At 64.6% G+C, this 22792-nt stretch carries 25 protein-coding genes and 1 riboswitch; of the genes, 8 read left to right on the forward strand and 17 right to left on the reverse strand.

Annotated elements, in window-relative coordinates; translation table 11 throughout:
* Nucleotides 1-70 precede the first annotated feature (70 nt).
* The 3 genes from FJ418_RS24330 to FJ418_RS24340 all read left to right on the forward strand — a co-directional run bounded on the left by FJ418_RS24330 (nucleotide 71) and on the right by FJ418_RS24340 (nucleotide 3095).
* A complete protein-coding gene (locus FJ418_RS24330; RefSeq protein WP_140783422.1) occupies nucleotides 71-538 on the forward strand; it encodes a YbjN domain-containing protein in 468 nt (155 codons plus the stop codon).
* A gap of 99 nt (nucleotides 539-637) precedes the next feature.
* Nucleotides 638-2050 (forward strand): metalloprotease TldD, encoded by a 1413-nt coding sequence (gene tldD, locus FJ418_RS24335; protein WP_140869942.1) that lies wholly within the window; start codon nucleotides 638-640, stop codon nucleotides 2048-2050.
* Between the two features lie 376 nt (nucleotides 2051-2426).
* Entirely contained in the window at nucleotides 2427-3095 is a 669-nt protein-coding gene (locus FJ418_RS24340; RefSeq protein ID WP_181167076.1) for a transglutaminase-like cysteine peptidase, read from the forward strand.
* 42 nt (nucleotides 3096-3137) lie between these two features.
* On the opposite strand, the gene FJ418_RS24345 is transcribed toward FJ418_RS24340, so the two are convergent.
* Entirely contained in the window at nucleotides 3138-4379 is a 1242-nt protein-coding gene (locus FJ418_RS24345) for a class I SAM-dependent RNA methyltransferase (RefSeq protein ID WP_140869945.1), read from the reverse strand.
* Nucleotides 4376-5149 carry a TlyA family RNA methyltransferase gene (locus FJ418_RS24350; RefSeq protein WP_140869948.1) on the reverse strand — a complete coding sequence of 258 codons (774 nt, stop codon included), beginning with the start codon at nucleotides 5147-5149 and terminating at the stop codon, nucleotides 4376-4378. Before FJ418_RS24350 ends, FJ418_RS24345 begins: the two co-directional genes overlap by 4 nt.
* Before the next feature lie 107 nt (nucleotides 5150-5256).
* Here FJ418_RS24350 and FJ418_RS24355 point away from each other — a divergent pair, with 107 nt between their 5' ends.
* Entirely contained in the window at nucleotides 5257-5658 is a 402-nt protein-coding gene (locus FJ418_RS24355; protein WP_140869951.1) for a GFA family protein, read from the forward strand.
* On the opposite strand, the gene FJ418_RS24360 is transcribed toward FJ418_RS24355, so the two are convergent.
* The 6 genes from FJ418_RS24360 to FJ418_RS24385 all read right to left on the reverse strand — a co-directional run bounded on the left by FJ418_RS24360 (nucleotide 5655) and on the right by FJ418_RS24385 (nucleotide 10560).
* Nucleotides 5655-5945, reverse strand: coding sequence for a hypothetical protein (locus tag FJ418_RS24360; RefSeq protein WP_140783428.1), 291 nt, complete (start codon nucleotides 5943-5945; stop codon nucleotides 5655-5657). The genes FJ418_RS24355 and FJ418_RS24360 overlap by 4 nt on opposite strands.
* 149 nt (nucleotides 5946-6094) lie before the next feature.
* Nucleotides 6095-8002 (reverse strand): 1-deoxy-D-xylulose-5-phosphate synthase, encoded by a 1908-nt coding sequence (dxs, locus tag FJ418_RS24365; RefSeq protein WP_140869954.1) that lies wholly within the window; start codon nucleotides 8000-8002, stop codon nucleotides 6095-6097.
* Nucleotides 8003-8123: 121 nt separating this feature from the next.
* Nucleotides 8124-9044 carry a pirin family protein gene (locus tag FJ418_RS24370; RefSeq protein ID WP_140869957.1) on the reverse strand — a complete coding sequence of 307 codons (921 nt, stop codon included), beginning with the start codon at nucleotides 9042-9044 and terminating at the stop codon, nucleotides 8124-8126.
* Nucleotides 9045-9053: 9 nt separating this feature from the next.
* Nucleotides 9054-9320, reverse strand: a complete 267-nt coding sequence (locus FJ418_RS24375) for a DUF2277 domain-containing protein (protein WP_140647268.1) — start codon at nucleotides 9318-9320, stop codon at nucleotides 9054-9056.
* A 58-nt stretch (nucleotides 9321-9378) separates the two neighbouring features.
* Nucleotides 9379-9630 (reverse strand): exodeoxyribonuclease VII small subunit, encoded by a 252-nt coding sequence (locus FJ418_RS24380; RefSeq protein ID WP_140647267.1) that lies wholly within the window; start codon nucleotides 9628-9630, stop codon nucleotides 9379-9381.
* A gap of 3 nt (nucleotides 9631-9633) precedes the next feature.
* Nucleotides 9634-10560, reverse strand: a complete 927-nt coding sequence (locus tag FJ418_RS24385; RefSeq protein WP_140869960.1) for a histone deacetylase family protein — start codon at nucleotides 10558-10560, stop codon at nucleotides 9634-9636.
* 114 nt (nucleotides 10561-10674) lie between these two features.
* A riboswitch (cobalamin riboswitch) is annotated at nucleotides 10675-10852 on the forward strand.
* A gap of 42 nt (nucleotides 10853-10894) precedes the next feature.
* On the opposite strand from FJ418_RS24385, the gene bluB reads away from it, so the two are divergent.
* Nucleotides 10895-11626 (forward strand): 5,6-dimethylbenzimidazole synthase, encoded by a 732-nt coding sequence (bluB, locus tag FJ418_RS24390; RefSeq protein WP_140869963.1) that lies wholly within the window; start codon nucleotides 10895-10897, stop codon nucleotides 11624-11626.
* Here bluB and FJ418_RS24395 read toward each other — a convergent pair whose 3' ends face one another.
* Both FJ418_RS24395 and FJ418_RS24400 read right to left on the reverse strand, forming a co-directional pair.
* Complete coding sequence (locus tag FJ418_RS24395) at nucleotides 11627-12610, reverse strand: hypothetical protein (protein WP_140869966.1); 984 nt, start codon at nucleotides 12608-12610, stop codon at nucleotides 11627-11629. It lies immediately after the preceding gene.
* Nucleotides 12611-12827: 217 nt separating this feature from the next.
* Nucleotides 12828-13436, reverse strand: coding sequence for a TetR/AcrR family transcriptional regulator (locus FJ418_RS24400; RefSeq protein WP_140869969.1), 609 nt, complete (start codon nucleotides 13434-13436; stop codon nucleotides 12828-12830).
* Nucleotides 13437-13556: 120 nt separating this feature from the next.
* Here FJ418_RS24400 and FJ418_RS24405 point away from each other — a divergent pair, with 120 nt between their 5' ends.
* The gene (locus FJ418_RS24405) at nucleotides 13557-14777 is read left to right on the forward strand and encodes an MFS transporter (protein ID WP_140783435.1); all 1221 of its coding nucleotides are present in this window, start codon (nucleotides 13557-13559) and stop codon (nucleotides 14775-14777) included.
* Between the two features lie 213 nt (nucleotides 14778-14990).
* Here the strand turns inward: FJ418_RS24405 and ribB are convergent, their stop codons facing one another.
* Together ribB and aroC are read right to left on the reverse strand one after the other, a co-directional pair.
* The gene (ribB, locus tag FJ418_RS24410) at nucleotides 14991-16091 is read right to left on the reverse strand and encodes a 3,4-dihydroxy-2-butanone-4-phosphate synthase (protein ID WP_140869972.1); all 1101 of its coding nucleotides are present in this window, start codon (nucleotides 16089-16091) and stop codon (nucleotides 14991-14993) included.
* Between the two features lie 99 nt (nucleotides 16092-16190).
* Entirely contained in the window at nucleotides 16191-17306 is a 1116-nt protein-coding gene (gene aroC, locus FJ418_RS24415; protein ID WP_140869974.1) for a chorismate synthase, read from the reverse strand.
* A 247-nt stretch (nucleotides 17307-17553) separates the two neighbouring features.
* On the opposite strand from aroC, the gene FJ418_RS24420 reads away from it, so the two are divergent.
* Nucleotides 17554-17817: a DUF1344 domain-containing protein gene (locus tag FJ418_RS24420; RefSeq protein WP_041002438.1), complete on the forward strand. Its 264-nt coding sequence runs from the start codon at nucleotides 17554-17556 to the stop codon at nucleotides 17815-17817.
* Nucleotides 17818-17953: 136 nt separating this feature from the next.
* Here FJ418_RS24420 and FJ418_RS24425 read toward each other — a convergent pair whose 3' ends face one another.
* The 4 genes from FJ418_RS24425 to FJ418_RS24440 form a co-directional block, all read right to left on the reverse strand.
* The gene (locus FJ418_RS24425; protein ID WP_140869977.1) at nucleotides 17954-18541 is read right to left on the reverse strand and encodes a histidine phosphatase family protein; all 588 of its coding nucleotides are present in this window, start codon (nucleotides 18539-18541) and stop codon (nucleotides 17954-17956) included.
* A gap of 52 nt (nucleotides 18542-18593) precedes the next feature.
* Nucleotides 18594-19412 (reverse strand): enoyl-ACP reductase FabI, encoded by an 819-nt coding sequence (gene fabI / locus FJ418_RS24430; RefSeq protein ID WP_140869980.1) that lies wholly within the window; start codon nucleotides 19410-19412, stop codon nucleotides 18594-18596.
* Between the two features lie 108 nt (nucleotides 19413-19520).
* Nucleotides 19521-20447, reverse strand: a complete 927-nt coding sequence (locus tag FJ418_RS24435) for a J domain-containing protein (protein WP_140869983.1) — start codon at nucleotides 20445-20447, stop codon at nucleotides 19521-19523.
* Between the two features lie 115 nt (nucleotides 20448-20562).
* A complete protein-coding gene (locus tag FJ418_RS24440) occupies nucleotides 20563-21027 on the reverse strand; it encodes an RT0821/Lpp0805 family surface protein (RefSeq protein ID WP_140869986.1) in 465 nt (154 codons plus the stop codon).
* A gap of 40 nt (nucleotides 21028-21067) precedes the next feature.
* Here FJ418_RS24440 and pdxH point away from each other — a divergent pair, with 40 nt between their 5' ends.
* Nucleotides 21068-21685, forward strand: coding sequence for a pyridoxamine 5'-phosphate oxidase (gene pdxH / locus FJ418_RS24445; RefSeq protein WP_140647254.1), 618 nt, complete (start codon nucleotides 21068-21070; stop codon nucleotides 21683-21685).
* A gap of 18 nt (nucleotides 21686-21703) precedes the next feature.
* On the opposite strand, the gene FJ418_RS24450 is transcribed toward pdxH, so the two are convergent.
* Complete coding sequence (locus FJ418_RS24450; RefSeq protein ID WP_140869990.1) at nucleotides 21704-22738, reverse strand: LacI family DNA-binding transcriptional regulator; 1035 nt, start codon at nucleotides 22736-22738, stop codon at nucleotides 21704-21706.
* Nucleotides 22739-22792 lie beyond the last annotated feature (54 nt).

Raw genomic sequence — 22792 nt, forward strand, 5'->3', positions numbered from 1 at the left:
TCTTCTTGCCCATGCGCCGCTCCTGACGCTGAGGTCGGTGGCGAATGCGCATTTGGCGGCAGGAGGCTCAATGCGCGCGAATTTATCCGCTTTCATTATCGGTCTGGCGCTGATCGGCACGGTTTCGGCCGTACGGGCCGAGGATGCCGAAATCCTCCAGACGCCCGACCCGGCGGCGATCCTCGACATCGCCAAGGGCTTCGGCTCGGCCAGGATGGACAAGGATGACAATGGCGATCCGATGCTTTCCGGCCGGATCGAGGGCGTCAAATACGTGATCTATTTCTATGGCTGCGAGGATCACGACAACTGCAAGTCGCTGCAATTCTCGACCGGCTACACCGACCCGCTGACCGCCGACCAGGCCAATGTCTGGAACGCGAAATACCGCTGGGTAAAGGCCTATGCCGGCGACGGTTCGAATTTCAGGATGGATGTCAGCTTCGCCGGCGGCATCACCAGGGCCAATCTCGAGGAGCAGTTTTCCAACTGGAACGCGATGGCCGCCAACATCAAGGACTTCGTCAACGGCAAGTGATGGCGGGGTAATCGCCGACTTGGCCTTGTTGACGATTGTGCGACGGCGGCTTCGCGCCTACATGCCGAGGAACGATTTGTTTCCAAGAATGGATTTGCCATGAACAGCCTGATCGGCCAATTCGACATTTCCGACGATCGCGTCAAGGAGATCGTCGCCGAGACCATCAAGGGCGCCGACGACGGCGAGTTGTTCCTCGAATACAGCGAAAGCGAAGCGCTGATGTTCGACAATGGCCGGCTGAAGACGGCCAATTTCAACACCGACCAGGGGTTCGGCCTGCGCGCCGTGGCCGGCGAGGCCAGCGGCTATGCGCATTCCAGCGATCTCTCCGAAGCCTCGCTGCTGCGCGCGGCCGACGCCGTCTCGGCGGTCAAGGGCGGCTATTCCGGCACATTGGCCGGAGCGCCCGCCCGCACCAACCGCCACCTCTATGGCGACGAGAACCCGATCCCCTCGCCTTCCTTCGAGGCCAAGGCCAAGCTCTTGCAGGAAATCGACGGCTGGCTGCGTGCGGAGGACCCGCGCGTGCGCCAGGTGACGGCCTCGCTCGCCGCCTCGTGGCAGCATGTTGAGATCGTGCGCGGCGACGGACAGATCGTGCGCGACATCCGCCCGCTGGTCCGGATCAATGTTTCCGTCGTGGTCGGCGATGGCGACCGGCAGGAGAGCGGCTCCTACGGCATGGGCGGCCGCAAGAGTTTCGGCGAGTTCGTCAGCGAGGAGAGCTGGAAGCATGCGGCAAACGAGGCGCTGCGGCAGGCACTGGTCAATCTGGAAGCGGTCCCGGCGCCGGCGGGCACCTTCGACATCGTGCTGTCCAGCGGCTGGCCGGGGGTGATGCTGCACGAGGCCGTCGGGCACGGGCTCGAAGGCGACTTCAACCGCAAGAAGACATCGGCCTTCGCCGGCCTGATGGGTAGCCAAGTGGCGGCGAAGGGCGTCACCGTGGTCGACGACGGCACCATCCCCGAGCGACGCGGCTCGCTCACCGTCGACGACGAAGGAACGCCTTCGGCGCGCAACGTCTTGATCGAGGACGGCAAACTGGTCGGCTATATGCAGGACCGCCAGAACGCGCGGCTGATGGGCATGAAGGCGACGGGCAACGGCCGACGCGAGGGCTATGCGCACCAGCCGATGCCGCGCATGACCAACACCTACATGACCGCGGGCGACATGGAGCCGGAAGAGATCATCGCCTCGGTCAAGAACGGCATTTACGCCGTCTCCTTCGGCGGCGGCCAGGTCGATATCACGTCGGGCAAGTTCGTGTTCGGCTGCACCGAGGCCTACATGATCGAGAACGGCAAGGTGACGCAGCCGATCAAGGGCGCGATGCTGATCGGCAACGGGCCGGACGCCATGCACCGCGTCAGCATGATCGGCAACGACATGAAGCTCGACAGCGGCATCGGCATGTGCGGCAAGGCCGGACAGGGCGTGCCGGTCGGCGTCGGCCAGCCGCATCTGCGGATGAACCAGATGACGGTGGGCGGGACGAGGGTTTGAGGGGTTGGCGCCGTTCCGGTAGAATCGTCTGCCAAAGACATTTCACTCGAGCGTGTAGCCATCATGTCCAAATCCGAGAACGCGCCAGAGGGCGTTGATTTGAAATCGACGCCGGCCTTTGCACCGATGCGGCCGCAGGACGTGTTTGGAATCCTACAGCGTGCTAGCGGGCCAAAAACACTTGAAGATATGGACGCGAGCGTACTCGCCGAAGCGCGGCAGTGCCACGCTCGGATTGATGCCAACTCGTGAAGAGGGGCAGCCTCTGCCTTACGCCAGACACAATCGTGTTAGGACATTATTAATTGTTTAATTGGCGAGGCGGGCGTTTGCGCATTAGCTTCTCGCCAGTCTTCTCGTTGCGGTGGTGTCGGCAATGCAGCGTTCCCCTGGCGTCCTGACCTCTTCCCTCCTCCTTGGTTTTGTTTCGTTGATAGGTGCGACTTCGCTGCAAATAGGCCCTGCAGCGGCGCAGTCGTCGCTGTTCAAGCTAACGACGACACGACCTGCTGCGAGCTACGCCACGGTCGGCGCAAGCACCAGTGTCCCCTACGGCTGGCTCGATTTCTGCCATCGCCGGCCGAAAGAGTGCAAGGTGCGCGCTTTGCCTGCCACGAGCGTCAAGCTGACCGCGCAGAACATGAGCATCCTCAAGCGGATCAACCAGAAGGCGAACCGCTCCATCAAGCCCGTCAGCAATTACGACCACTGGGGCACGATGATGGACCACTGGGACTATCCGGTGGACGGCAAGGGCGATTGCAAGATCTACGCGCTCTACAAGCGCAAGCTTCTCCAGGAAGCGGGATTTCCCCGGCAGGCGCTGCTGATGACGGTGGTGCGCGACCTTCACGATGAGGGCCACACCATCCTGACGGTGAAGACCGACAAGGGCGATCTCGTCCTGGACAATCTGGTCGACGAGATCCGCCCCTGGAACGCCACCGGCTATTATTTCCTGAAACGGCAGTCGCAGCAGAACCCGAACAGCTGGGTTTCGATCAACCAGCGCGGCGGCACGGCGAAACGTTTGCCGAGCTCGTAAGGTAAGTCGCCATTTGAGTGAAGTCAGCTGCAACCGGCAAGGCTATCTACGCCGCTTCGGCTTCTCCAAAAGCGCCACGGCCTCGACATGCGACGACCACAGAAACTGGTCGATTGGGGTGACAGTCTTCAGCGTGTAGCCGCCATCGAGAAGAATCCGCAAATCCCGCGCCAGCGTCGCCGGATTGCAAGACACGGCGGCGACCAGCGGCACGTCGGAACGGGCGATCTGCTTCGACTGGTCCTCGGCGCCGGCGCGCGGCGGATCGAAGACCACTCCGTCGAAAGCGTTCAGCTCCTTGAAGGTCAGCGGTCTGCGGAAAAGGTCGCGGCGTTCGCTGGTCACCCGCTTCAGGCCACCGGCGAAACGAAAGGCGCGGTCGAGTGCGGCGAGCGCCGGCGCATCGCCTTCGACGGCATGGACCTCCGACTTCACGCCAAGCCGCAGCGCGAAGCTGCCGCAACCGGCAAACAGGTCCGCGACTTTCCTGGCGCGCGACAGGTGCTGGCCGACAAGGTCCGCCATCGCCTGCTCGGCGGCTTCCGTCGCCTGCAGGAAGGCGCCGGGCGGCAGGGCGACGGCGACGGATCCGAACTGCACCACCGGCTTCTTCGGTTCGACGACGATCTCGCCGTCGACGGAAAGCCGCGCCAGGCCCTCGGCCATGACGAAATTCGACGCGATGCGGCGCTGGTGGTCGCCGAGCTTGCCGGCATCATGGACGGCAATGTCGAGGCCCGAAGCCGTGACGGTCACCGTCATACGGAACGCTTTCGGCGTGGCGCAGACCAATCCGGCCAGAGCACGCAATTTATCGAGCGCCGAAACAATCGCCGGCAGCGAGATCGGGCATTCGTCGATCGGGATGATCTCGGAGGACAGGGCGCGCACGAAGCCGAGCAGCATGCCGGCATCGGTGCGCCTGGCGCTGAAGGTGACGCGGCGGCGGGTGTGCGGCGCGCACGGCACCAGCGCAGCGATCTCGCAAGCTATGCCCTTGGCCTTCAGCGCCTGCACGACCTTCTCGCGCTTCCATTGCCGGTAGGCTTCGGCTTCGAAATGCTGCAGCGCGCAGCCGCCGCATTCGGTGAAATGGCGGCAGGCCGGGTCGATCCTGAGCGGCGAGGCTTCCAATACCGACATCAGCGCGGCGCGGTCCTTCTGGCGCGCGGCCGTGACCGTCTCGCCCGGCAGCGTGAACGGGATGAAGACCTCCCCGCCTTCGGCATTGGCGATACCGTCGCCCTGCGAACCGAGCCTTGCAATGGTGAAGCGTGTGCTCATCGCGATCCCGCCTCCTTTACGGCGGCGAGCAGGAACTCGCGGTTGCCGTCGCCGCCTTCGATCGGCGACGGTTCGAGTCCCAGCACGCCCCAGCCGGGAACGCCAGCCAGCCAGTCGCGCAAATTTGCGGCAATCCGCTCGGCATCGCCCGGATCCTTGAGCAGGCCGCCCTTGCCGATGGCCGCGCGGCCCGCCTCGAATTGCGGCTTGACCAGCAGAACTGCCTTGGCGCCCGCACCCGCCAATCCCAGCGCCGGCGGCAGCGCCAGCTTCAGCGATATGAAGCTGACGTCGCAGACAAGGAAAGCGGGAACGCGGCCGCCGAGATCGGCTGTCGTCAGATCGCGGGCGTTCAGCCCTTCGATCACCGTCACACGCGGGTCGCCGGCAATGTCGGGATGGATCTGGCCGTGACCGACATCGATCGCCGTGACATGGGCCGCGCCGCGCTCGAGCAGCACCTGGGTGAAGCCGCCCGTCGAGGCGCCGATATCGAGCGCCTCGCTGCCGGAAGGATCGAGGCCGAAACGGTCGAGGCCGGCGATCAGCTTCAGCGCGGCGCGCGACACATAGGCCTGCGCCGGATCATCGATGGCTATCAGGCAGTCCGGCGCGACAGGCTGGCCGGGCTTGCGGGCAACGGCGCCGTCAACCGTCACCGTGCCGCGCTCGATCGCGTCGCGAGCGCGCGAGCGGCTGGCAAACAGACCGCGCCCGACGAGCAATTCGTCGAGCCGCTGGCGCCGGCTGGCTGGCAAAGGGGAACTCATCGGCCTTCATTGGCGAAAGCCGGGCGCGAACGCAATGGTTGAATATGGCGCAAGAGGCTGCAGAATGCCGACAGGAACAGGCGGTTCGTCAGCCGGTGGAGGTGGCAATGCTGAGGGGTACCTGTCATTGCGGCGCGGTTCATTGGACGCTGGAAGGCGATCCCGGCGCAATCACCGCATGCAATTGCACGCTTTGCCGCCGCTACGGCACGCTCTGGGCCTATGACTATGTCGACGAGCGCATTCGCGTCGCCGGGCCGCTGAAATCCTACACGCGCGCCGGGGTGGCCGAACCCTCGCTGGAGATCCTGTTCTGCCCGACCTGCGCCTGCGTCGTCGCCTGGCGCGGCCTGCGTTCCGGCAAGAGCGGCCGCACGCGCATCGCCGTCAATGTCAGACTGGCGCCGCCCGAGGACGTCGCCGACCTGCCGATCGACCATTTCGACGGCCTCGATACGTATGACGACCTGCCGCGCGACGGCCGCTGCGTGCGCGATATGTGGTTCTAAAATACGGTTCGCGAAACCCGGCGCTCGACGGCCGGCGTCAGGCCATCATTGCCGGAAGCTTCCTTGCGCGGCGGCTCGACCGGCGCCGGCACAGCCGGCGTCGTCGCTTCCGGCACCATGACGAGTTGAGGAACCTGCCTGTAGGAGAAGGCGCCGCGGATGTTGCCCATCTTGCCGGCGACGATATCCAGCACCGCCTTTTCAAGGTTGCGGTCGTAACGCGTTTCGGCTGTCACCGGCGCGGCCATGGCAGCCAAAAGGGCCACGCCGCACAGAAGCGTTTTCATTTCTGTTGTCTCCCTGCCTGGCTCGAGCTTTTAGCAGGGCGCCGTTGAAAATCGGCCAAGAGACAGGGTAAGCGAACCGCCAAATGGGAGCGTTAACAGATAGTTACATCCGGAAGCCGGCAAAACGATTCAGGTCTTGAAGTCCTGATTCAGGCACGCTGCGCCTGAACGCCACGGCCGAGCGTCGCGAAGACCGTGCGCACGATACCCACCGAATCCAGGCCGGCATCGGCATACATCTTTTCGGGTTTCGCATGGTCGGCGAACATGTCCGGCAAGACCAGCGGGCGCACCTTGAGGCCGCTTTCCAGCAGGCCTTCATGGGCGAGGAAATGCAGCACCTGGCTGGCGAAACCGCCAATCGCGCCCTCCTCCACGGTCACCAGCACTTCGTGCGAGCGGGCGAGGCGCCGGATGAGATCTTCGTCCAGCGGCTTGGCGAAGCGGGCGTCGGCAACCGTAGTGGAGAGACCAGCCGCGCCGAGTTCCTCGGCGGCCAGAAGACAATCCTGCAGCCGTGTGCCGAAGGAAAGCAGGGCGACCTTGGTCCCTTCCTTGAGAATACGACCCTTGCCGATTTCGAGCAGCGAGCCGCGCTCCGGCATGTCGACGCCGACGCCGTTGCCGCGCGGATAGCGGAAGGCGATCGGGCCGTCATCATAGGACGCAGCGGTACGCACCATATGGCGCAGTTCCGCCTCGTCCGCGGCGGCCATGACGACGAAGCCCGGCAGCGTAGCGAGGAAGGTGGTGTCGAAAGCGCCGCAATGGGTGGCGCCGTCGGCGCCGACGAAACCGGCGCGGTCGATGGGAAAGCGCACCGGCAATTTCTGGATCGCAACGTCGTGGACGACCTGGTCGTAGGCGCGCTGCAGGAAGGTGGAATAGATGGCGGCGAAGGGCTTGTAGCCTTCGGTGGCCAGCCCGGCGGCGAAGGTCACCGCATGCTGCTCGGCGATGCCGACATCGAAAGTCCGCTTCGGGAACACCTCGCCGAACAGGTCGAGGCCGGTGCCGCCCGGCATGGCGGCGGTGATGGCGACGATACGGTCGTCCTCACGTGCTTCCTGGATCAGGCTTTCGGCGAACACCTTGGTGTAGGCGGGGGCGTTGGCCGGCGCCTTGGCCTGCGCGCCGGTGATGACGTCGAACTTGTTGACGCCGTGATATTTGTCGGCCGCGGCCTCCGCCGGCGCGTAGCCCTTGCCCTTCTGGGTCACGACATGGACCAGAACCGGGCCTTTGCCGTTGTCGCGCACGTTCTTCAGCACCGGGATCAGATGTTCGAGATTGTGCCCGTCGATGGGGCCGATGTGATAGAAGCCGAGTTCTTCGAACAGGGTGCCGCCGGTGACGTAGCCGCGCGCATGCTCGACCGCCCGGGTGATGGCGCGGTCGGCGCGCTTGCCGAGATAGGATGTCAGCTTCTTGCCGAAATCGCGCAGGCCGAGATAGGCCTTGCCGGAGGCGAGCCTGGCCAGATAGGCGCTCATGGCGCCGGTCGGCGGCGCGATCGACATGTCGTTGTCGTTGAGGATGACGATCAGCCGGGCATCGAGCGCGCCGGCATTGTTCAGGGCCTCGAAGGCCATGCCGGCCGACATCGAGCCGTCGCCGATGACGGAAATCACATTGTTGCGGCCGTCCGACAGGTCGCGCGCCATGGCCATGCCGAGGCCGGCCGAGATCGAGGTCGACGAATGCGCCGCGCCGAACGGGTCGTATTCGCTCTCGGCGCGCCGGGTGAAACCGGAGAGGCCGCCCTCCTGGCGCAGCGTACGGATGCGGTCGCGGCGGCCGGTCAGGATCTTGTGCGGATAGGCCTGATGGCCGACGTCCCAGATCAGCCGGTCTGCCGGGGTGTTGAAGACATAATGCAGGGCAACCGTCAGTTCGACGACGCCGAGCCCGGCGCCGAGGTGGCCGCCCGTCTGCGAGACGGCGTCGATAAGCTCGGCGCGCAGTTCCGCGGCAAATTGCGGCAGCGCGCCCTCATCGAGCGTCCGCAAATCCGCCGGAATGCGGACCTTGTCGAGCAGCGGCGTGTCTGGCTTCACTCGGGCGCGTCCTGCCTTATCGATCGAACACGGCGCTATCAACAGATTGCGCCATAATCATGCGCGGAATAGGCCGCCGGCGGACGAATGTAAATGCGCGCCAGTGACGCGCAAGCGGACCCTAATTCTCCGGCAGCGGGATGAACTCTTCTTCATCGCCGGGAACGATATCGAAGCGGCCTGTCTTCCATTCCTGCTTGGCCTGCTCGATGCGTTCCTTCGAGGACGACACGAAATTCCACCAGATATAGCGCTTGGAGCCCAGCGAAGCGCCGCCGAACAGCATGAAATGCGCGCCGCGCTCGGAGGAAACGACGATCTCCTCGCCCGGCTTGAACACCAGGAGCCGCTCGGCCGGGAAAATATCGCCGGCGATCGACACGTCGCCCTCCAGCGTGTAGATGGCGCGCTCCTCGGCATCGGCCGGGATCTTCACGCTCGCGCCCGCCGCCAGCCTGAGATCGGCGTAAAGCGTGTCCGAAGCGGTCGCCACGGGCGAGCGCAGGCCTGAGAATTCGCCGATGACGACGCGGCCGCTGACGCCCTCGGCATCGATCTGCGGCAAGCGGGCCACCGACGTGTTCGCGAACACCGGGGCAATTTCCTCCTTGCCGTCGGGCAGCGCCAGCCAGGTCTGCAGGCCGGAGACCGACATCGGTGCGCCGCGCAACTCCTCCGGCGTGCGCTCGGAATGGACGATACCGCGCCCGGCGGTCATCAAATTCACGTCGCCCGGCGCGATCACCATTTCAGTGCCGAGCGAGTCGCGATGCCTGATCTTGCCGTCGAACAGGTAGGTGACGGTGGAAAGCCCGATATGCGGATGCGGGCGCACGTCGAGCGCATGGCCGGCGCGCAGGATCGCTGGCCCCATGCGGTCGAAGAAGATGAACGGCCCGACCAGACGGCGTTTTGCCGTCGGCAAGGCGCGGCGCACCTCGAAGCCGCCAATGTCCTTGGCGTTGGGGACGACCATCAGTTCGATCTGGTCGCAGGCGAAGGCATCGCCCGGTTCAGGATCGTTTCCCGGAAAGAAGCTCATGTCGGATCCTCAGGCGAAACGCAGCGCCGACCTGGCCTTCGCCTTGGCAGCTTCTTCCTCGCGATTGCGCGGTTCCTGGTTGGTTTCGAGCGAATCGATCAATTCGCGCGCGACAGCTGTGATCGCCTCGACCGCATGGTGGAAGGCATGCTCGTTGCGCTTGGAGGGCTTGGTCGAGCCGCTCAGTTTGCGCACGAATTGCAGCGCTGCGTCATGCACTTCGTCATTGGTCGCCGGCGGCTCGAAATTGGCCAGGGTCTTGATGTTGCGGCACATAGCTTGAACTCCTTACCTGCTTTGTCTGCCTCACCGTCGTCCAAATTACTCTGCGTCGTTACTCTGCGTCGAGCGGCTCCGTTCCTACCGGCTTGCCGTCGCGCGACAGCCTGATCTTCTCGACCTTGTCCTCGGCCGCTTTCAGCAGCCGGTCGCAATGCGCCTTCAGCGCTTCGCCGCGCTCGTAGATCTTGATCGACTGGTCGAGCGGGACGTCGCCGCGCTCAAGATCATCGACGATCTTCTCCAGCGCGTCGAGCGCCTGTTCGAAGCTCATCGCCTTGACGTCCTCATTGCCTTCCAATGCCATAGCCTATCCCTTCATCAGCCGCCCGACATGGGCGGCGACTGAAAATGCCAGTCCCTGCAGATCGTAGCCGCCTTCCAGCAGGCTGACGAGCCTGTTGGAGCTGTGGCGGCCGGCGCGCTCCATCAATTGCCCGGTCGCCCAGTCGAAATCATCCTCGGTCAGGTTGATCTCCGCGAGCGGATCGCGGTGGTGCGCGTCGAAGCCGGCTGAAATGATGATCAGGTCCGGCGCGAACGCATCGATCGAGGGCAGCACGCGCGACAGGAAGGCATCGCGGAACAGGTCGCTGCCGGTCTGCGGCGCGAGCGGCGCATTGACGATGTTGCCGGCGCCGGTTTCGCTTTTCGCTCCGGTACCGGGATAAAGCGGCATCTGGTGCGTCGAGCAATAGAGAACCGACGGGTCGTCCCAAAAAATGTCCTGTGTGCCGTTGCCGTGGTGGACGTCCCAGTCGACGATGGCGACGCGCTCGGCCTGATGCTTCTTCTGCGCGTAGCGGGCGGCGATCGCGGCCGTGTTGAACAGGCAGAAGCCCATCGCGGTGGTCTTTTCGGCGTGGTGACCCGGCGGACGGGCGGCGACGAAGACGTTGGCGGCACGGCCCTCGAAGACGTCGTCCACCGCCGCGTTGGCGCCGCCGATCGCCGTCACCACGGCCTGCCAGCTTTTCGGGCTGGCGCTGGTATCGGCGTCGATCGAGACGATGCCGTTCTCAGGGATCGCCGCGCGCACGCGCTCGACGAAATCCTCGGGATGCGCATAGAGGATCGTTTTCTCGTCGCCTTCGGGCGCCTTGACGCGGTCGAGCGCCGAAAAAGCCTCGTCGTCGAGCACGCGTTCGATGGCGCGCAGGCGGTCAGGCCGCTCGGGATGGCCGGGCGGCGTGAGGTGTTCCAGAAAGATCGGGTGCGTGTAGAGACGGGTGTCCATGGCGCCTAATCTAGGCACCGGCGGCGCGGATGACCATGTTTGAAAGCCGAATGGCTGGGGAAAATTGCGCCAGCCCATGTCGCTGGCGCCATTGGCGCGGCGCAAGCTTCGCGGTAAGGTTCTTCGCTGCCTGGTGCCCGCGACGCGGGAGAATCGGGAACACGGTTGAACTCCGTGGCGTGCCCAACGCTGTGAGGGGGACCGCGCCGGCAAAGCCACTGTCGATGACGGGAAGGCGCCGGATGCGGGAGGATCCCGAGCCAGAAGACCGGCCCGGCAGACATGGTTTTCCGCTTGGTCAGGCGGGGGACTGCTTGTCGCAAGGGGAAAAGCGATGACGGCAGCAGCGATCGCCGCGAGCGGCGACGACTTTGACCAATTGGCGCGCGACGCGGTCTATCGGGCGATGTTCACCAGGCGTGACGTGCGCAGCCATTTTATCCCCGACGATCTCGACGACAGCGTGTTGGCGCGGCTCATCACCGCCGCGCATCATGCGCCGTCGGTCGGCTACATGCAGCCGTGGAACTTCATCGTCATCCGCGATCCAGGCAGGCGTCAGCAGGTGCGCGACCTGTTCCTCGCCGCGCGCGAGCAGGAGCTGCCGGCGATCGAGGCGGAACGGCAGGCGCTTTACCGCAAGCTGAAGCTCGAGGGCATCTGCGAAAGCGCGCTCAATCTCTGCATCACCTGCGACCGGCAGCGGTCGAAGGACTCGCCGCTCGGGCGTTGGCACAATCCGGAGATGGATCTCTACAGCACCGTCTGCGCGGTGCAGAATTTCTGGCTGGCGGCGCGGGCCGAGGGTGTCGGCGTCGGCTGGGTCAGCATCATCGAGACGGAAGCGCTGAAGCAGCTCTTGTCGATCCCGGAACATGTGACGCCGATCGCCTATCTCTGCGTCGGCCGCGTCTCTGCCTTCGCGCCGAAGCCCGATCTCGAGGCGCATGGCTGGGGCAAGCGCCTGCCGCTGCCGGAGCTGGTGATGAGCGAGACTTTCCGCGGCGCCGGCGAGGCGCCGCTCAAATCGGCAATCGCCAGGCTTGGCGGCCCATCAAAGCCATGATCAGGCGGCTCTCGGGGTATCCCAGCGCGAGCCGCCGCCGAAAGAGCCCAGCGCCTTGTCGCGCAGTTCCCCGAACTTGGACGAGGCCTCGGCCAGCCGGTGGTCCCATTCGGGATTGGGCACCTGGCCCTCGATGGCTTCGAAATAGACCTGCATCAGCGAGGCAATGGCGAAGGGCTCGATGAAGGCCGCCTTGAAGGCCCAGGCAAAGACGATGGCCAGCACGAAAGCCCAGCCGGCAAGCTGGCCCGGCATGACCCAGAGGATCGCGGCCGCGGGCGCCAGCATCAACAGGAAGATGACGAAGGACACGCCCCACATGATCGCCGCCAGCCAGACGGCGTTCTTGACCATGTGCTTGCCGTTCTGGGCGTAGAGGACGACGCCTTGCCTGGCCGTCTCGAAGGGCGAGTTCGAATTGATGCGGATGTTGTAGCCGAGGATGATCTCGTCGACATAGGTCAGCGAGATACGGATGACGGTGTTGATGAAGCCGACCAGGCCGCTCAGGCCCGGGATCGGCAGGAAGGCGGCTATGCCGCCGATCAGGCCGGTGATGGCGCGGATGGCGCCCTTGACCAACTGGTCGACGACGAAAAGGATGTTGGCCTCGGCGAAACGCTGGGTGACCACTTCCTTGGCATAGGCGATCTGGTTCTGGCCGTCAGGGACATCGTGGCCGTCGATCAGATGCACCATGACGGCGATATGGCCCGCCTTCAGCACGTAGAGGATGTATTCGCGGATCCAGTAGACGGCGATCGACACGACGCCGAAGCCGACCACGCCGCCCCACAGAGCGAAGGACATCGGCCCGTCGGGATCGGTCGAGATGTGGCCGACGCCGTAGCCGACGCTGGCCCCCGTCCCAGTCGCCATGATGTAGGCAACCGTGATGCCGAAATAGACGATCATGCGAAAGACGATGAACGGCCATGTCCGCATCATGATGGACACCGACCTGGCGATGCTGAAGTCCCACATGCCCCGACTCTCCACACCCCCGCGCATGATCCCGAAAATCGGAATCGATTTTTGGGAAGGGCCATGCGCTGAATCAAAGTTTTTACAGCGTCCTTTGCGCGTTCAAAGAACGCGCGGCGCTGTAAGAGTTGGCGGTGGAGGATGCGCTCGCCCCATTGATTGTCAATCGCGGCGGGGTTGCGGCGGCCGGAAAGCGGTGCACAACCCGGTGGCTTGGTTACCCAAGCGTGCCGTCAACCCTCTTGCGCAAGCCTTCGAGCAGTTGCTTGAATGCCGCGATCGCCTTCTTCGACGTCGCTTCGGGATCCTTCGAATTGGCGATGCGCTGCGCGGCCTGGCTGCTGGCGCCATTGATCAGCCGTGAGGTGGTCTCGGGATCAAGCTCTGGAACGACCACCCCCTCGTCCTGCAGCTTCGTCAGATGGTCGGTCATCGAGGCGATGCAAGCGCTGGCATTCGGCCACTGCGCCGGGTCGCCGAGCACCGCCGGACCGTCGCGGAACATGATGCGCTGGATTTCCGGCTCCAGCGCCATTTCGATATAGCTGGTGCATTCATCGACGAAATGCTGCCAGCGGGTCGGCGCCTTCGAAGCCACCTCGTTCACCCGCTCGGCCATTTCGCCGTCGATCTCGGCGATCACCGCCTGCAGCAGCCCCTTCTTGTCGCCGAAATGATGGTAGAGCGCGCCGCGCGTCAGGCCGGCCGACGCGGTGAAATCGTCCATCGAGGCCTCGGCGTAGCCGACCGTGCCGAAGGCGTGGCGGGCGGCCGCGATCAGCTTGGCGCGCGTTTCGGCGATCATCTCCTTGCGCGGTCTGTGCATGGCTCTGGCCCTACTCACATACGTTTCGTATGCCAATTGACATACGCTGCGTATGAACTATCTCACATTCATACGCAGCGCATGTAGTTTTAGTATGCAACCTTGTCGAGGAGCAGGATCATGCGAAACCCCTATGCGGACATCTTTCGGGCTCCCGGCACGAAAGGCTTTGCCGCGGCCGCCTTCATCGCGCGGCTGCCGATCGCCATGGCGCCGATCGGCATCGTGGCGATGCTCTCGCAGACGCATGGCGAATATTGGCTGGCCGGGGCGGTCTCCGCGACCTACGCCCTTGTGAATGCTGTTTTGTCACCGCAGATCTCGCGATGGGTGGATCAGCTTGGCCAAAGCGCGATTGCCCTGCCGACCACGCTTGTCTCGGTGCTTGCCTTCACGACATTGATCGTGGCGGCCAACCAGCACTGGCCGGCCTGGACCCTGTTCGGGTCGGCGCTGCTTGCCGCCGCCATGCCCAACATCCCGGCGCTGGTCAGGGCTCGCTGGACCGAGATTTTTCGCGATCGTCCCGAGTTGAGCACCGCCTTCGCGTTCGAATCGGCTGCGGACGAATTGGTTTATGTCGCCGGAGCCTCGCTGTCAGTGGGCTTGAGCGCGGCGCTGTTTCCCGAAGCCGGCATGGTGGTCAGCACGTTGCTGCTCGCGCTCGGTTCGGCGGCATTCCTGCTGCAGCGCTCGTCCGAGCCACCGGTACGTCCGGCGGAACATGGCGCGGCCGGTTCGGCGATCCGCCTGCGGCCGGTGCAGATCATCACCTTCGCGCTGATCTTCGTCGGCGCGACCTTCGCCACCACGGAAGTCACCACCGTCGCCATCACCAAGGCGCTCGGCCAGCCCGAGGCTGCAAGCCTCGTCATCGGCGTCTATGCGCTTGGATCCTTCGTGCTCGGCATCATCGTCGGCGCGCTCAGCCTGAAGGCGCCGCTGCAGCGGCAACTCGCGGTCGCGGTCACGGTGATCGCGCTCACCACGCTGCCATTGCTTTTCGCCGACACGGTGCCGACGTTGGCGCTGGCGGTCTTCGTCAGCGGCGTCGCGATCTCGCCGACCTTCATCACAGCCTTCGGCCTGATCGAGCGCCACGTGCCGCCGGCAATGCTCACCGAAGGCGTCACCTGGGTAACCACCGGCATCGGCATCGGCATGGCGCTGGGCTCCTTCGCCGCCGGCTGGATGGTCGACAATTTCGGTCCGCAGAACGGGTTCTGGGTGTCGGTGGCGGCCGGGGCGATCGCGCTGGCCACCGTGCTTGCCGGGCAGTGCCGGCTGGCGACGGGCGATTGCGACGCGGACAGGGGCGAAGCGGTGGTACCTGCGGAGTGACGATTATTCGGCCGTCCGATCATCATCGCAGACGTTGGAAGTTAGCCGAGACCTACGCGACTTCGTCATTCACGGGCGGAGCGACTCGAAGCGGGGCATAGACCCGAGATGACGACGTCGCGGAGGCCCCGGCCAATCGCCTCCGTCGCGGAGGCTCTGGTCAATCAGCAACGCCGGCGGGGCTGCCGCCAGGACCTTCGGCGCCCCGGCAGCCTAAAGAATCTCGGTCTTGGCGATGTGGATGCCAAAGCCTTCGAGGCCGACATAGTGGCGCTCGCGAGAGGCGATCAGGTTGATCGAGGAGATGCCGAGATCCTTGAGGATCTGGGCGCCGAGGCCGATCTCGCGCCATTCGTTCTCGCGGCGGCGGGCTTCCTCATGGTCCTCGCGCTCGCCACTCGCGGGCCGCTTGCGCTCCTGGTGGGCGACGCCGACCGAGCCTTCGCGCAGATAGACGATGACGCCGCGCCTGCGCTCGCCCATCGCCTTCATGATGCCGTCGAGGCGATGGCTGGTGCCGAAGACGTCGGTGACGACATCTTCCGAATGCAGGCGCACCGGCACATCCTCGCCGTCACGGATATCGCCGAAGACGACCGCGACATGGTGCATGGAATCCCAGGGCAGCGTGTAGGTGAAGACCTGCGCCTTGCCGCCGGGCGTGTCGATGTCGGAGCAGGCGACGCGCTCGACCAGCGTTTCCTTGCGCTGGCGGTAGGCGATGAGGTCGGCGACCGAAACCTGCTTCAGGCCATGCTGTTCCGCGAAAGCCTGCACCTCCGGGCCGCGCTTGACCGTGCCGTCGTCGTTCACCAGCTCGGAGATGACGCCGACCGGCGGCAGGCCGGCAAGCTTGCAGAGATCGACAGCGGCCTCGGTGTGGCCGGAGCGCATCAAGACACCGCCTTCGCGCGCGATCAGCGGGAAGATGTGGCCGGGACGCACGAAATCGGACGGGCCGACATTGCCGTTGGCAAGGTTGCGCACGGTCAACGTGCGGTCGTCGGCGGAAATGCCGGTCGTGGTGCCGTGCTTGAAATCGACGCTGACCGTAAATGCGGTGGTGTGGGCGGAGTCATTGTCCGCCACCATCGGCGCGAGGTTCAGCCGCCTGGCATCGTCACGCAGCATCGGCGTGCAGACGATGCCGGAGGTGTTGCGGACGATGAAGGCCATCTTCTCCGGCGTGCAGTGGACGGCGGCGACGATCAGATCGCCTTCGTTCTCGCGCCCGTCGTCGTCCATGACGACGACGATCTCGCCGCGCTCGAAGGCGCGGATCGCTTCGACGATCTTCTTCTGGTCGTATGGCATGGCGCGCTCGCTTCGCTCGCAGGAATTAGGCAGTAGGCAGTAGGCAGTAGGCAGTAGGCAGTAGAAGAAAGAAAACGGCTGTGTCGGGCGGTCTACTGCCTAATCCCTACTGCCTACTGCCTTCCCTGTCTGTCCTCTGTGCCGCAGATAATGATCGGCGACCGCGCAGGCAACCATGGCCTCGCCGATCGGCACGGCGCGGATGCCGACGCAAGGGTCATGGCGGCCCTTGGTCATCACCTCGACATCCTTGCCGTCCTTGTCGATCGACTGGCGCGGGGTCAGGATCGACGAGGTCGGCTTGACGGCGAAGCGGGCGACGATCGCCTGTCCGGTCGAAATGCCGCCCAGGATGCCGCCAGCATTGTTGGATAAAAACACCGGCTTGCCGTCATTGCCCATGCGCATCTCGTCGGCGTTCTGTTCGCCGGTGATGCGGGCCGCCTCGAAGCCGTTGCCGATCTCGACGCCCTTGACGGCGTTGATCGACATCAGGCCGGACGCGATGTCCTGGTCGAGCTTGGCGTAGATCGGCGCGCCGAGGCCCGGCGGCACGCCATCGGCGACGATCTCGATCACCGCGCCGACCGAGGAGCCGGCCTTGCGGATGCCGTCGAGATACCGGGTGAAGACAGGCACCGAAGCAGGATCGGGTGTGAAGAACGGGTTTTCGGCATCGCCTACGAAATTCCAGTTCCAGTTGGCGCGGTCGATCGATTTCTCGCCCATCGAGACCAGCGCGCCGCGCACCGTCATGCCGGGCACTATCCTGCGCGCCAGGGCGCCCGCCGCCACTCTGGCCGCCGTCTCGCGCGCCGAGGAACGGCCGCCGCCGCGGTGATCGCGCAGACCGTATTTGACGTCGTAGGTGTAGTCGGCATGGCCCGGCCGGTACTGGCGGGCGATCTCGCCATAGTCCTTGGAACGCTGGTCGACATTCTCGATCAGCATCGAAACCGGCGTGCCTGTGGTGATCATCGTCTCGCCGTCCTCGTCGAGGATGAAGCCGGACAGGATCTTGATCTCGTCCGGCTCGCGGCGCTGGGTGACGAAGCGCGACTGTCCAGGGCGGCGGCGGTCGAGCTCGGCCTGGATATCCTCGCGCTTGAAGCGAATGCCAGGCGGGCAGCCATCGACAACGCAGCCGAGCGCGGCGCCGTGGCTTTCACCCCAGGTGGTGACGCGGAAGAGATGGCCGAATGTGTTATGAGACATGGAAAACGCCCTGCCCGGCGGCGGAGCCGGCAACCTGAAGTGGTGCAGCATCCCCTGCGCATCTAAAAGCACGCGCGGCGCTGCCGGCTTGCCTTCTATTGGCGTTTTCCACAGTGGTCAAACGGCTGCATCAAACTGTGATCTGGCGGATTTAGTTTTGACACATTCGGTTGGTTTCTGCTCTCTTCCCATCCGCCGTTGAGGATCCGCCGCTGACCAGCCGGCGCAATGACCAAAGAGGACGACGATGCGTACCCTGATTGGCGCCGCCTGCGCCATGTTGCTGATTTCCACCGCCGCCGCGTTCGCCGGCCAGACCGAAGGCCTGATCAAGAAGGTCGACAAGGACACGCTGACGCTGACGCTTGACGACGGCAAGGCCTACAAGCTCAACGCCGAGACCGATATCGATTCGCTGAAGCCCGGCATGGACATCGTCATCGCCTATGACGTGACCAATGGCGAGAATGTCGTGACGGACATGCAGTTGCCGGACAGCGACCAGAACTGAATTCAGGTGAGGCCGGCCTGCGAAGGGCGGCTTCCTGCGCTTCCGGTGCTCACGTACTGAAAGTACGCTCCGCTCCGGTTCTCGGAATCCACCCTTCTCGACTCGGCCTGACCTGAATTTGCCAGGGCGCGATTTGTTAAAGCCACTCCAAGCTCCGGCCTTCCAGTCGCAGCAGGCGGTCCTGCGGCACCTCGAGGCCGGCGGCTTCCTGCTTGGAAAAGCCCGCGACGAAGCGGAAGAAGCAGCGGATGACGCCGCCGTGGGTGACGCAGACGGTCGGCTGACGCAGCGCGTCGAGCCACGGCTTGATCCGCTCGAGCAGCATCTCGTAGCTTTCCGCGCCCTCGCCGGGCGGCTGGAAATCCCATTTGGCGTGGCGACGGCCGTTGGTTGAACCGGGGGCGCGTTCCTCGAGCTCGGCGAAGGTAAAACCTTGCCAATCGCCGAAGCTTATCTCCACCAGGCGCGCATCGGTGCGGTAGGCGGAGGGATCGAGCCCCATCGCTTCGCGCATCAGCTCCATCGTCTCGCGGGTGCGCCGCATCGGGCTGGCGACGAAGTCGAAATCCGCAGGATTTCTGACGAGCTCCGCCAGCCGCTGGCCGTTGAGCCTCGCCTGCTCGCGGCCAAAGTCGTTGATGTCGGTGTCGGCCTGGCCCTGCAGGCGGTGCTCGGCATTCCACTCGGTCTGGCCGTGGCGCGCGATGTAGACGAGCGGGTACATCAGGTCTTCCGTAGGTCGGGCCAGGGCCTGGACGGATGATAAGCGGAGGCGATTATTCCTTGACGGTCGAGATATCCGGCGCGTCGACCGCCTTCATGCCGACGACATGGTAGCCGGAATCGACATGATGGACCTCACCGGTCACGCCGCGCGACAGATCCGACAGGAAGTAGACGCCGGAATCGCCTACCTCCTCCTGCGTGACCGTCTGCTTGAGCGGCGAATTGTACTCGTTCCACTTCAGGATATAGCGGAAATCGCCGATGCCGGAGGCGGCCAGCGTCTTGATCGGACCGGCCGAGATCGCGTTGACGCGGATCTTCTTGGCGCCGAGGTCGACGGCGAGATAGCGTACGCTCGCTTCGAGCGCCGCCTTGGCGACGCCCATGACGTTGTAATGCGGCATCACCTTCTCGGCGCCGTAATAAGTCAGCGTCAAAAGCGAGCCGCCATCGGTCATCAGCGGCTCGGCGCGCTTGGCGATGGTGGTGAAGGAATAGACCGAAATGTCCATGGTGCGCAGGAAATTGTCGCGCGTCGTCTCGACGTAGCGGCCGGTCAGTTCGTCCTTGTCCGAGAAAGCAATCGCGTGGACGAGAAAATCGAGCTTGCCCCAATGCCCGGCGATGTCGGCAAAGACGGCGTCGAGGCTTTCCGGGTCGGTCACGTCGCAATGGCCCGCGACATGCGCGTTGAGCTCGGCCGCCAGCGGCTCGACGCGCTTCTTGAAGGCCTCGCCCTGATAGGTCAGCGCAATCTCGGCGCCATGATCGACGCACGCCTTGGCGATGCCGAAAGCGATCGACCGATTGTTGGCAACGCCCAGGATAAGGCCCCGCTTACCGGCCATCAGGCCCTGTCCACCTGCCATGTGCAAGCTCTCCGCAAGAATATCTGCTTTGTGGAGAGCCCTATCGCACAGGCACAAGGCCCCTTCAAGCGCCCAAAAGACACTGCAACAGGAACAAAATTCCGCCGATCAGCCTTTTTGACGGCGCATAAGGGCCTCAAGCTCCGCATCGCCGCCTTCCGGCAGCATCAGCCGCACATGGGCATAAAGATCGCCATGGCCGCCGGCCTTTTCCGGCAGGCCCCTGCCCTTGAGGCGCAGCACCTTGTCGGAACTCGACCACGCCGGAACGTTGACCGCGAGCTTGCCGGTCGGCGTCTCGACCGCCACCTTGGCGCCGAGCACGGCGTCGGCCAGATCGACAGGCAGATCGACATGCAGGTCGCGCCCTTCGATGCGGTAGCGGGTGTGGCGGCGGATGTGGATCTTGACCAGCGCGTCGCCCGGCTGGCCCGGACCCTGCTCGCCCTGGCCCTTCAGACGAATCGTCTGGCCGTCCTCGACATAGGCCGGCAGCTTGACCGCCACCTTGCGGCCGTCCGGAAACATCGCCGTCACCTTATCGGCGCTGGCTGCCTCCTCGATGCTGATGTCCATGGTGACGTTGAGATCGGCCGCCTGGACAGGCTGGCGGCGATCGCCCCGGCCGGCGCCGCGGGCGCCGGAAAAGGCATCGCCGAAGATCTGGCTGAAGATGTCGCTGTTGCCGTCGAACGGATCGCCGCCCGGACGTCCGCTACGGAACTCGAAATGCGCGCCGCCCGGGCCCTGCTGACGGCGGAACCCGGCGAATGGATCTCCGCCGGCCGCGCCTTCAAAACCCTGGAATTTCGGCTTGCCCTCGGCGTCGATCTCGCCGCGATCGTAGGCGCCGCGCGCCTTCTCGTCGCCGACGACTTCGTAGGCCTGGTTGACGGCGGCAAAACGGTCCTTCGCCTTGGGATCATTCGGATTCTGGTCCGGATGATGCTTCTTGGCGAGCTTGCGATAAGCCGATTTTATGTCCTTGGCCGATGCGTTCTTGGCAACGCCCAGCACCTCATAGGGGTCGCGCATGCTTCCTGCCTGCAAGAGAGATTGAATTCACGGGTCGCCTCCTATATGCGCTCGCATAGGAAGAAATTCCAGTGGCGCAAGGGGAATTGGCGCCCGAAAATCAGAGTGCCCGAAATCAGAGCGCCTTGAATTCCTGCATGCGCCAGCCGCCGGCGCCGGCCAGGCACAGCTCGCCCTTGTAGAGGGCAACGCCGTCGAAGCTCTCGCGCGTGGCGCTGAAACGGCGACAGGTCAGGCCGCCATCCTTCAGTTCCAGCAATTCGGTGATGGCGCCGCGCGAGCCGGTGTCGGCATTGGCCCATGGCACGGACTGGCCGCCCAGTTCCTTGATGTCGGCGGAGGAAACGGCGTTGCCGATGGTGGTCTGGTCGGAGTCCTTGTCGGCCGCCGCCGGAGCCGCGGGCGAGGACGGCGCGCTGGAGGTGATGATCGAGCGATCGACCTCTGCCTTTTCCAGGCTGAAGCCGCCGGCGCCGCAGGCGGCAAGAGGAAGCGCCAACGTCAACAGCGCAGCCTTGGCACTGGCCGAAGCGATAACGCTCCATTGCCCGCTGTCAAAAGCTGGCGCGATACGCGACAATCGGCGAACTCCTCCCGCAATATTAAAAATTTGGAAAACTATGAACGAAACCGAGTTAACAAGCAGTGACTTCACAGAGGCTGCGGAGCCGTTCCGGCTCTTTGCCGCATGGCTGGAGGACGCAACCAAAAGCGAGATCAACGACGCCAATGGCGTCGCCCTGGCAACCGTCGATGCCGACGGCATGCCGGATGTGCGGATGGTGCTGCTCAAGGGGTTCGACGAAAAGGGGTTTGTCTTCTATACGAATTTCGAGAGCGCCAAGGGCCGCGAGATTCTTGGCAGCATGAAGGCGGCGATGTGCTTCCACTGGAAATCGCTGCGCCGCCAGGTGCGGGTGCGCGGGCCGGTGGAGATCGTCAGCGACGCCGAGGCCGACGCCTATTATGCGACCAGGCCGCGCGGCAGCCGCATCGGCGCCTGGGCCTCGAAACAGTCGCGGCCGCTGGAGGGCCGCTTCGCGCTGGAGAAGGCGGTGGCCGAATACACGGCGCGCTACGCGATCGGCGAGATCCCGCGGCCGAAGCACTGGTCGGGCTTCCGCATCCTGCCGCAAACGATCGAATTCTGGCACGACCGCCCGTTCCGCCTGCATGACCGCGTCGTCTTTTCGCGCAACGCGCAAGGCGGTTGGGACAAGGTCAGGCTTTATCCCTGAAGCACTGTGGCATTGCCCCTATGTGTTGCCAGCCGCCTGCGGCACATTGAAGGGCGTGATGATCTGGATGTTGGCCATGCCCGAGACCGGCGATTTCGGCAGCAAACCATGCGCGCGCATGACATGCAGGCAGGCGTTTCGCATGTCGTGACCGAGATCGTGATGCAGCACGGCGCTGATGCGCCCGGCACGCAGGAGCGCGAGATTGTCGGCATCAAGGTCATGGCCGACGAAGGCGCGGCAGGACCGGCCAAGCGAGGCGAAGGCTTCGACGATCGCTCGATTGCCGCCGCCGATCGAATAGACGCCGGCAATGTCGGGGTTAGCCCGCAAGGCCGCGAGCGCGAGCATGCCGGTGTTGCGGTCGAGGCCATGGCCCTCGCTGACCTCGACGATGCCGAGCGCCGGATAGCGCTCGCGAAGCGCTTGCCGGAAGCCTATCTCGCGCTCCTCCTCGCCGCGAAACCGGTTGCTGCTGATGGTGACGAGGATGCGCGCCGGTCCGCCGCCAAGCCACTCGCCGAGAAGATAGGCCGCGGTCTCGCCGGCCGCCCGATTGTCCATGCCGACATAGGCCTGTCGCCCGGTGTCGGGAAGATCCGTCACCAGGGTGACGACGGGAATCCCGGCGGCGATGAGCCCGGCCGTCGCGCTCCTGACCTCCGCGACATCGGGCGCCTTGAGGAACACGCCGTTGCTGCCGCGCCGCCGCAAGGTCTCGATGATGGCGACCGTGTCGCCGACGCCGCGCGTCTCGGCGAAATGGTAGCGCGCGCGAAAGATCACCGGCTGCAGCGACGGCATCGCCTGCTCGAGCCCCTGGCGCACCGCCTCGCTGAAGCGCGACGGCGCTTCCATGACGACGTCCAGGACAAGCTTGCGGCCGGAAAGGCCGATCTGGGCGCGCTGCTTTTCAAGCTCGCCGATAGCCTGCCTGACCCGCCGTACGGTGTGCTCGCGCACGCCCGGCCTCTCGTTGAGGACGCGGTCGACCGTCGCCAGGCTGAGCCCGGCCTGGAGAGCGATATCCTTGACGAGAAAGGGGCGAGACATCTTCTGAGGTGTTTTTGAGGTGTTTTGGAGGCAACCGGCGCCGCAGATTGCGGT

The sequence above is a fragment of the Mesorhizobium sp. B2-8-3 genome (assembly GCF_006440815.1).
Taxonomy (GTDB): Bacteria; Pseudomonadota; Alphaproteobacteria; order Rhizobiales; family Rhizobiaceae; genus Mesorhizobium.

What these genes read in the sequence shown, in the direction of transcription:
- FJ418_RS24370 (WP_140869957.1), bottom strand. Translation starts at nt 9,044, where the DNA reads ATGAGCTTCTTTCCGGGAAACGATCCTGAACCGGGCGATGCCTTCGCC.
- FJ418_RS24425 (WP_140869977.1), bottom strand. Translation starts at nt 18,541, where the DNA reads ATGTACCCGCTCGTCTACATCGCGCGCCACGGCCAGACCGAGTGGAAT.
- ribB (WP_140869972.1), bottom strand. Translation starts at nt 16,091, where the DNA reads ATGCCATACGACCAGAAGAAGATCGTCGAAGCGATCCGCGCCTTCGAG.
- FJ418_RS24360 (WP_140783428.1), bottom strand. Translation starts at nt 5,945, where the DNA reads ATGAAAACGCTTCTGTGCGGCGTGGCCCTTTTGGCTGCCATGGCCGCG.
- FJ418_RS24330 (WP_140783422.1), top strand. Translation starts at nt 71, where the DNA reads ATGCGCGCGAATTTATCCGCTTTCATTATCGGTCTGGCGCTGATCGGC.
- FJ418_RS24350 (WP_140869948.1), bottom strand. Translation starts at nt 5,149, where the DNA reads ATGAGTTCCCCTTTGCCAGCCAGCCGGCGCCAGCGGCTCGACGAATTG.
- pdxH (WP_140647254.1), top strand. Translation starts at nt 21,068, where the DNA reads ATGAACGAAACCGAGTTAACAAGCAGTGACTTCACAGAGGCTGCGGAG.
- FJ418_RS24450 (WP_140869990.1), bottom strand. Translation starts at nt 22,738, where the DNA reads ATGTCTCGCCCCTTTCTCGTCAAGGATATCGCTCTCCAGGCCGGGCTC.
- FJ418_RS24405 (WP_140783435.1), top strand. Translation starts at nt 13,557, where the DNA reads ATGCGAAACCCCTATGCGGACATCTTTCGGGCTCCCGGCACGAAAGGC.
- fabI (WP_140869980.1), bottom strand. Translation starts at nt 19,412, where the DNA reads ATGGCAGGTGGACAGGGCCTGATGGCCGGTAAGCGGGGCCTTATCCTG.
- FJ418_RS24380 (WP_140647267.1), bottom strand. Translation starts at nt 9,630, where the DNA reads ATGGCATTGGAAGGCAATGAGGACGTCAAGGCGATGAGCTTCGAACAG.
- FJ418_RS24345 (WP_140869945.1), bottom strand. Translation starts at nt 4,379, where the DNA reads ATGAGCACACGCTTCACCATTGCAAGGCTCGGTTCGCAGGGCGACGGT.
- FJ418_RS24400 (WP_140869969.1), bottom strand. Translation starts at nt 13,436, where the DNA reads ATGCACAGACCGCGCAAGGAGATGATCGCCGAAACGCGCGCCAAGCTG.
- FJ418_RS24385 (WP_140869960.1), bottom strand. Translation starts at nt 10,560, where the DNA reads ATGGACACCCGTCTCTACACGCACCCGATCTTTCTGGAACACCTCACG.
- FJ418_RS24355 (WP_140869951.1), top strand. Translation starts at nt 5,257, where the DNA reads ATGCTGAGGGGTACCTGTCATTGCGGCGCGGTTCATTGGACGCTGGAA.
- bluB (WP_140869963.1), top strand. Translation starts at nt 10,895, where the DNA reads ATGACGGCAGCAGCGATCGCCGCGAGCGGCGACGACTTTGACCAATTG.
- aroC (WP_140869974.1), bottom strand. Translation starts at nt 17,306, where the DNA reads ATGTCTCATAACACATTCGGCCATCTCTTCCGCGTCACCACCTGGGGT.
- FJ418_RS24340 (WP_181167076.1), top strand. Translation starts at nt 2,427, where the DNA reads ATGCAGCGTTCCCCTGGCGTCCTGACCTCTTCCCTCCTCCTTGGTTTT.
- FJ418_RS24435 (WP_140869983.1), bottom strand. Translation starts at nt 20,447, where the DNA reads ATGCGCGACCCCTATGAGGTGCTGGGCGTTGCCAAGAACGCATCGGCC.
- FJ418_RS24395 (WP_140869966.1), bottom strand. Translation starts at nt 12,610, where the DNA reads ATGTGGGACTTCAGCATCGCCAGGTCGGTGTCCATCATGATGCGGACA.
- FJ418_RS24375 (WP_140647268.1), bottom strand. Translation starts at nt 9,320, where the DNA reads ATGTGCCGCAACATCAAGACCCTGGCCAATTTCGAGCCGCCGGCGACC.
- tldD (WP_140869942.1), top strand. Translation starts at nt 638, where the DNA reads ATGAACAGCCTGATCGGCCAATTCGACATTTCCGACGATCGCGTCAAG.
- FJ418_RS24420 (WP_041002438.1), top strand. Translation starts at nt 17,554, where the DNA reads ATGCGTACCCTGATTGGCGCCGCCTGCGCCATGTTGCTGATTTCCACC.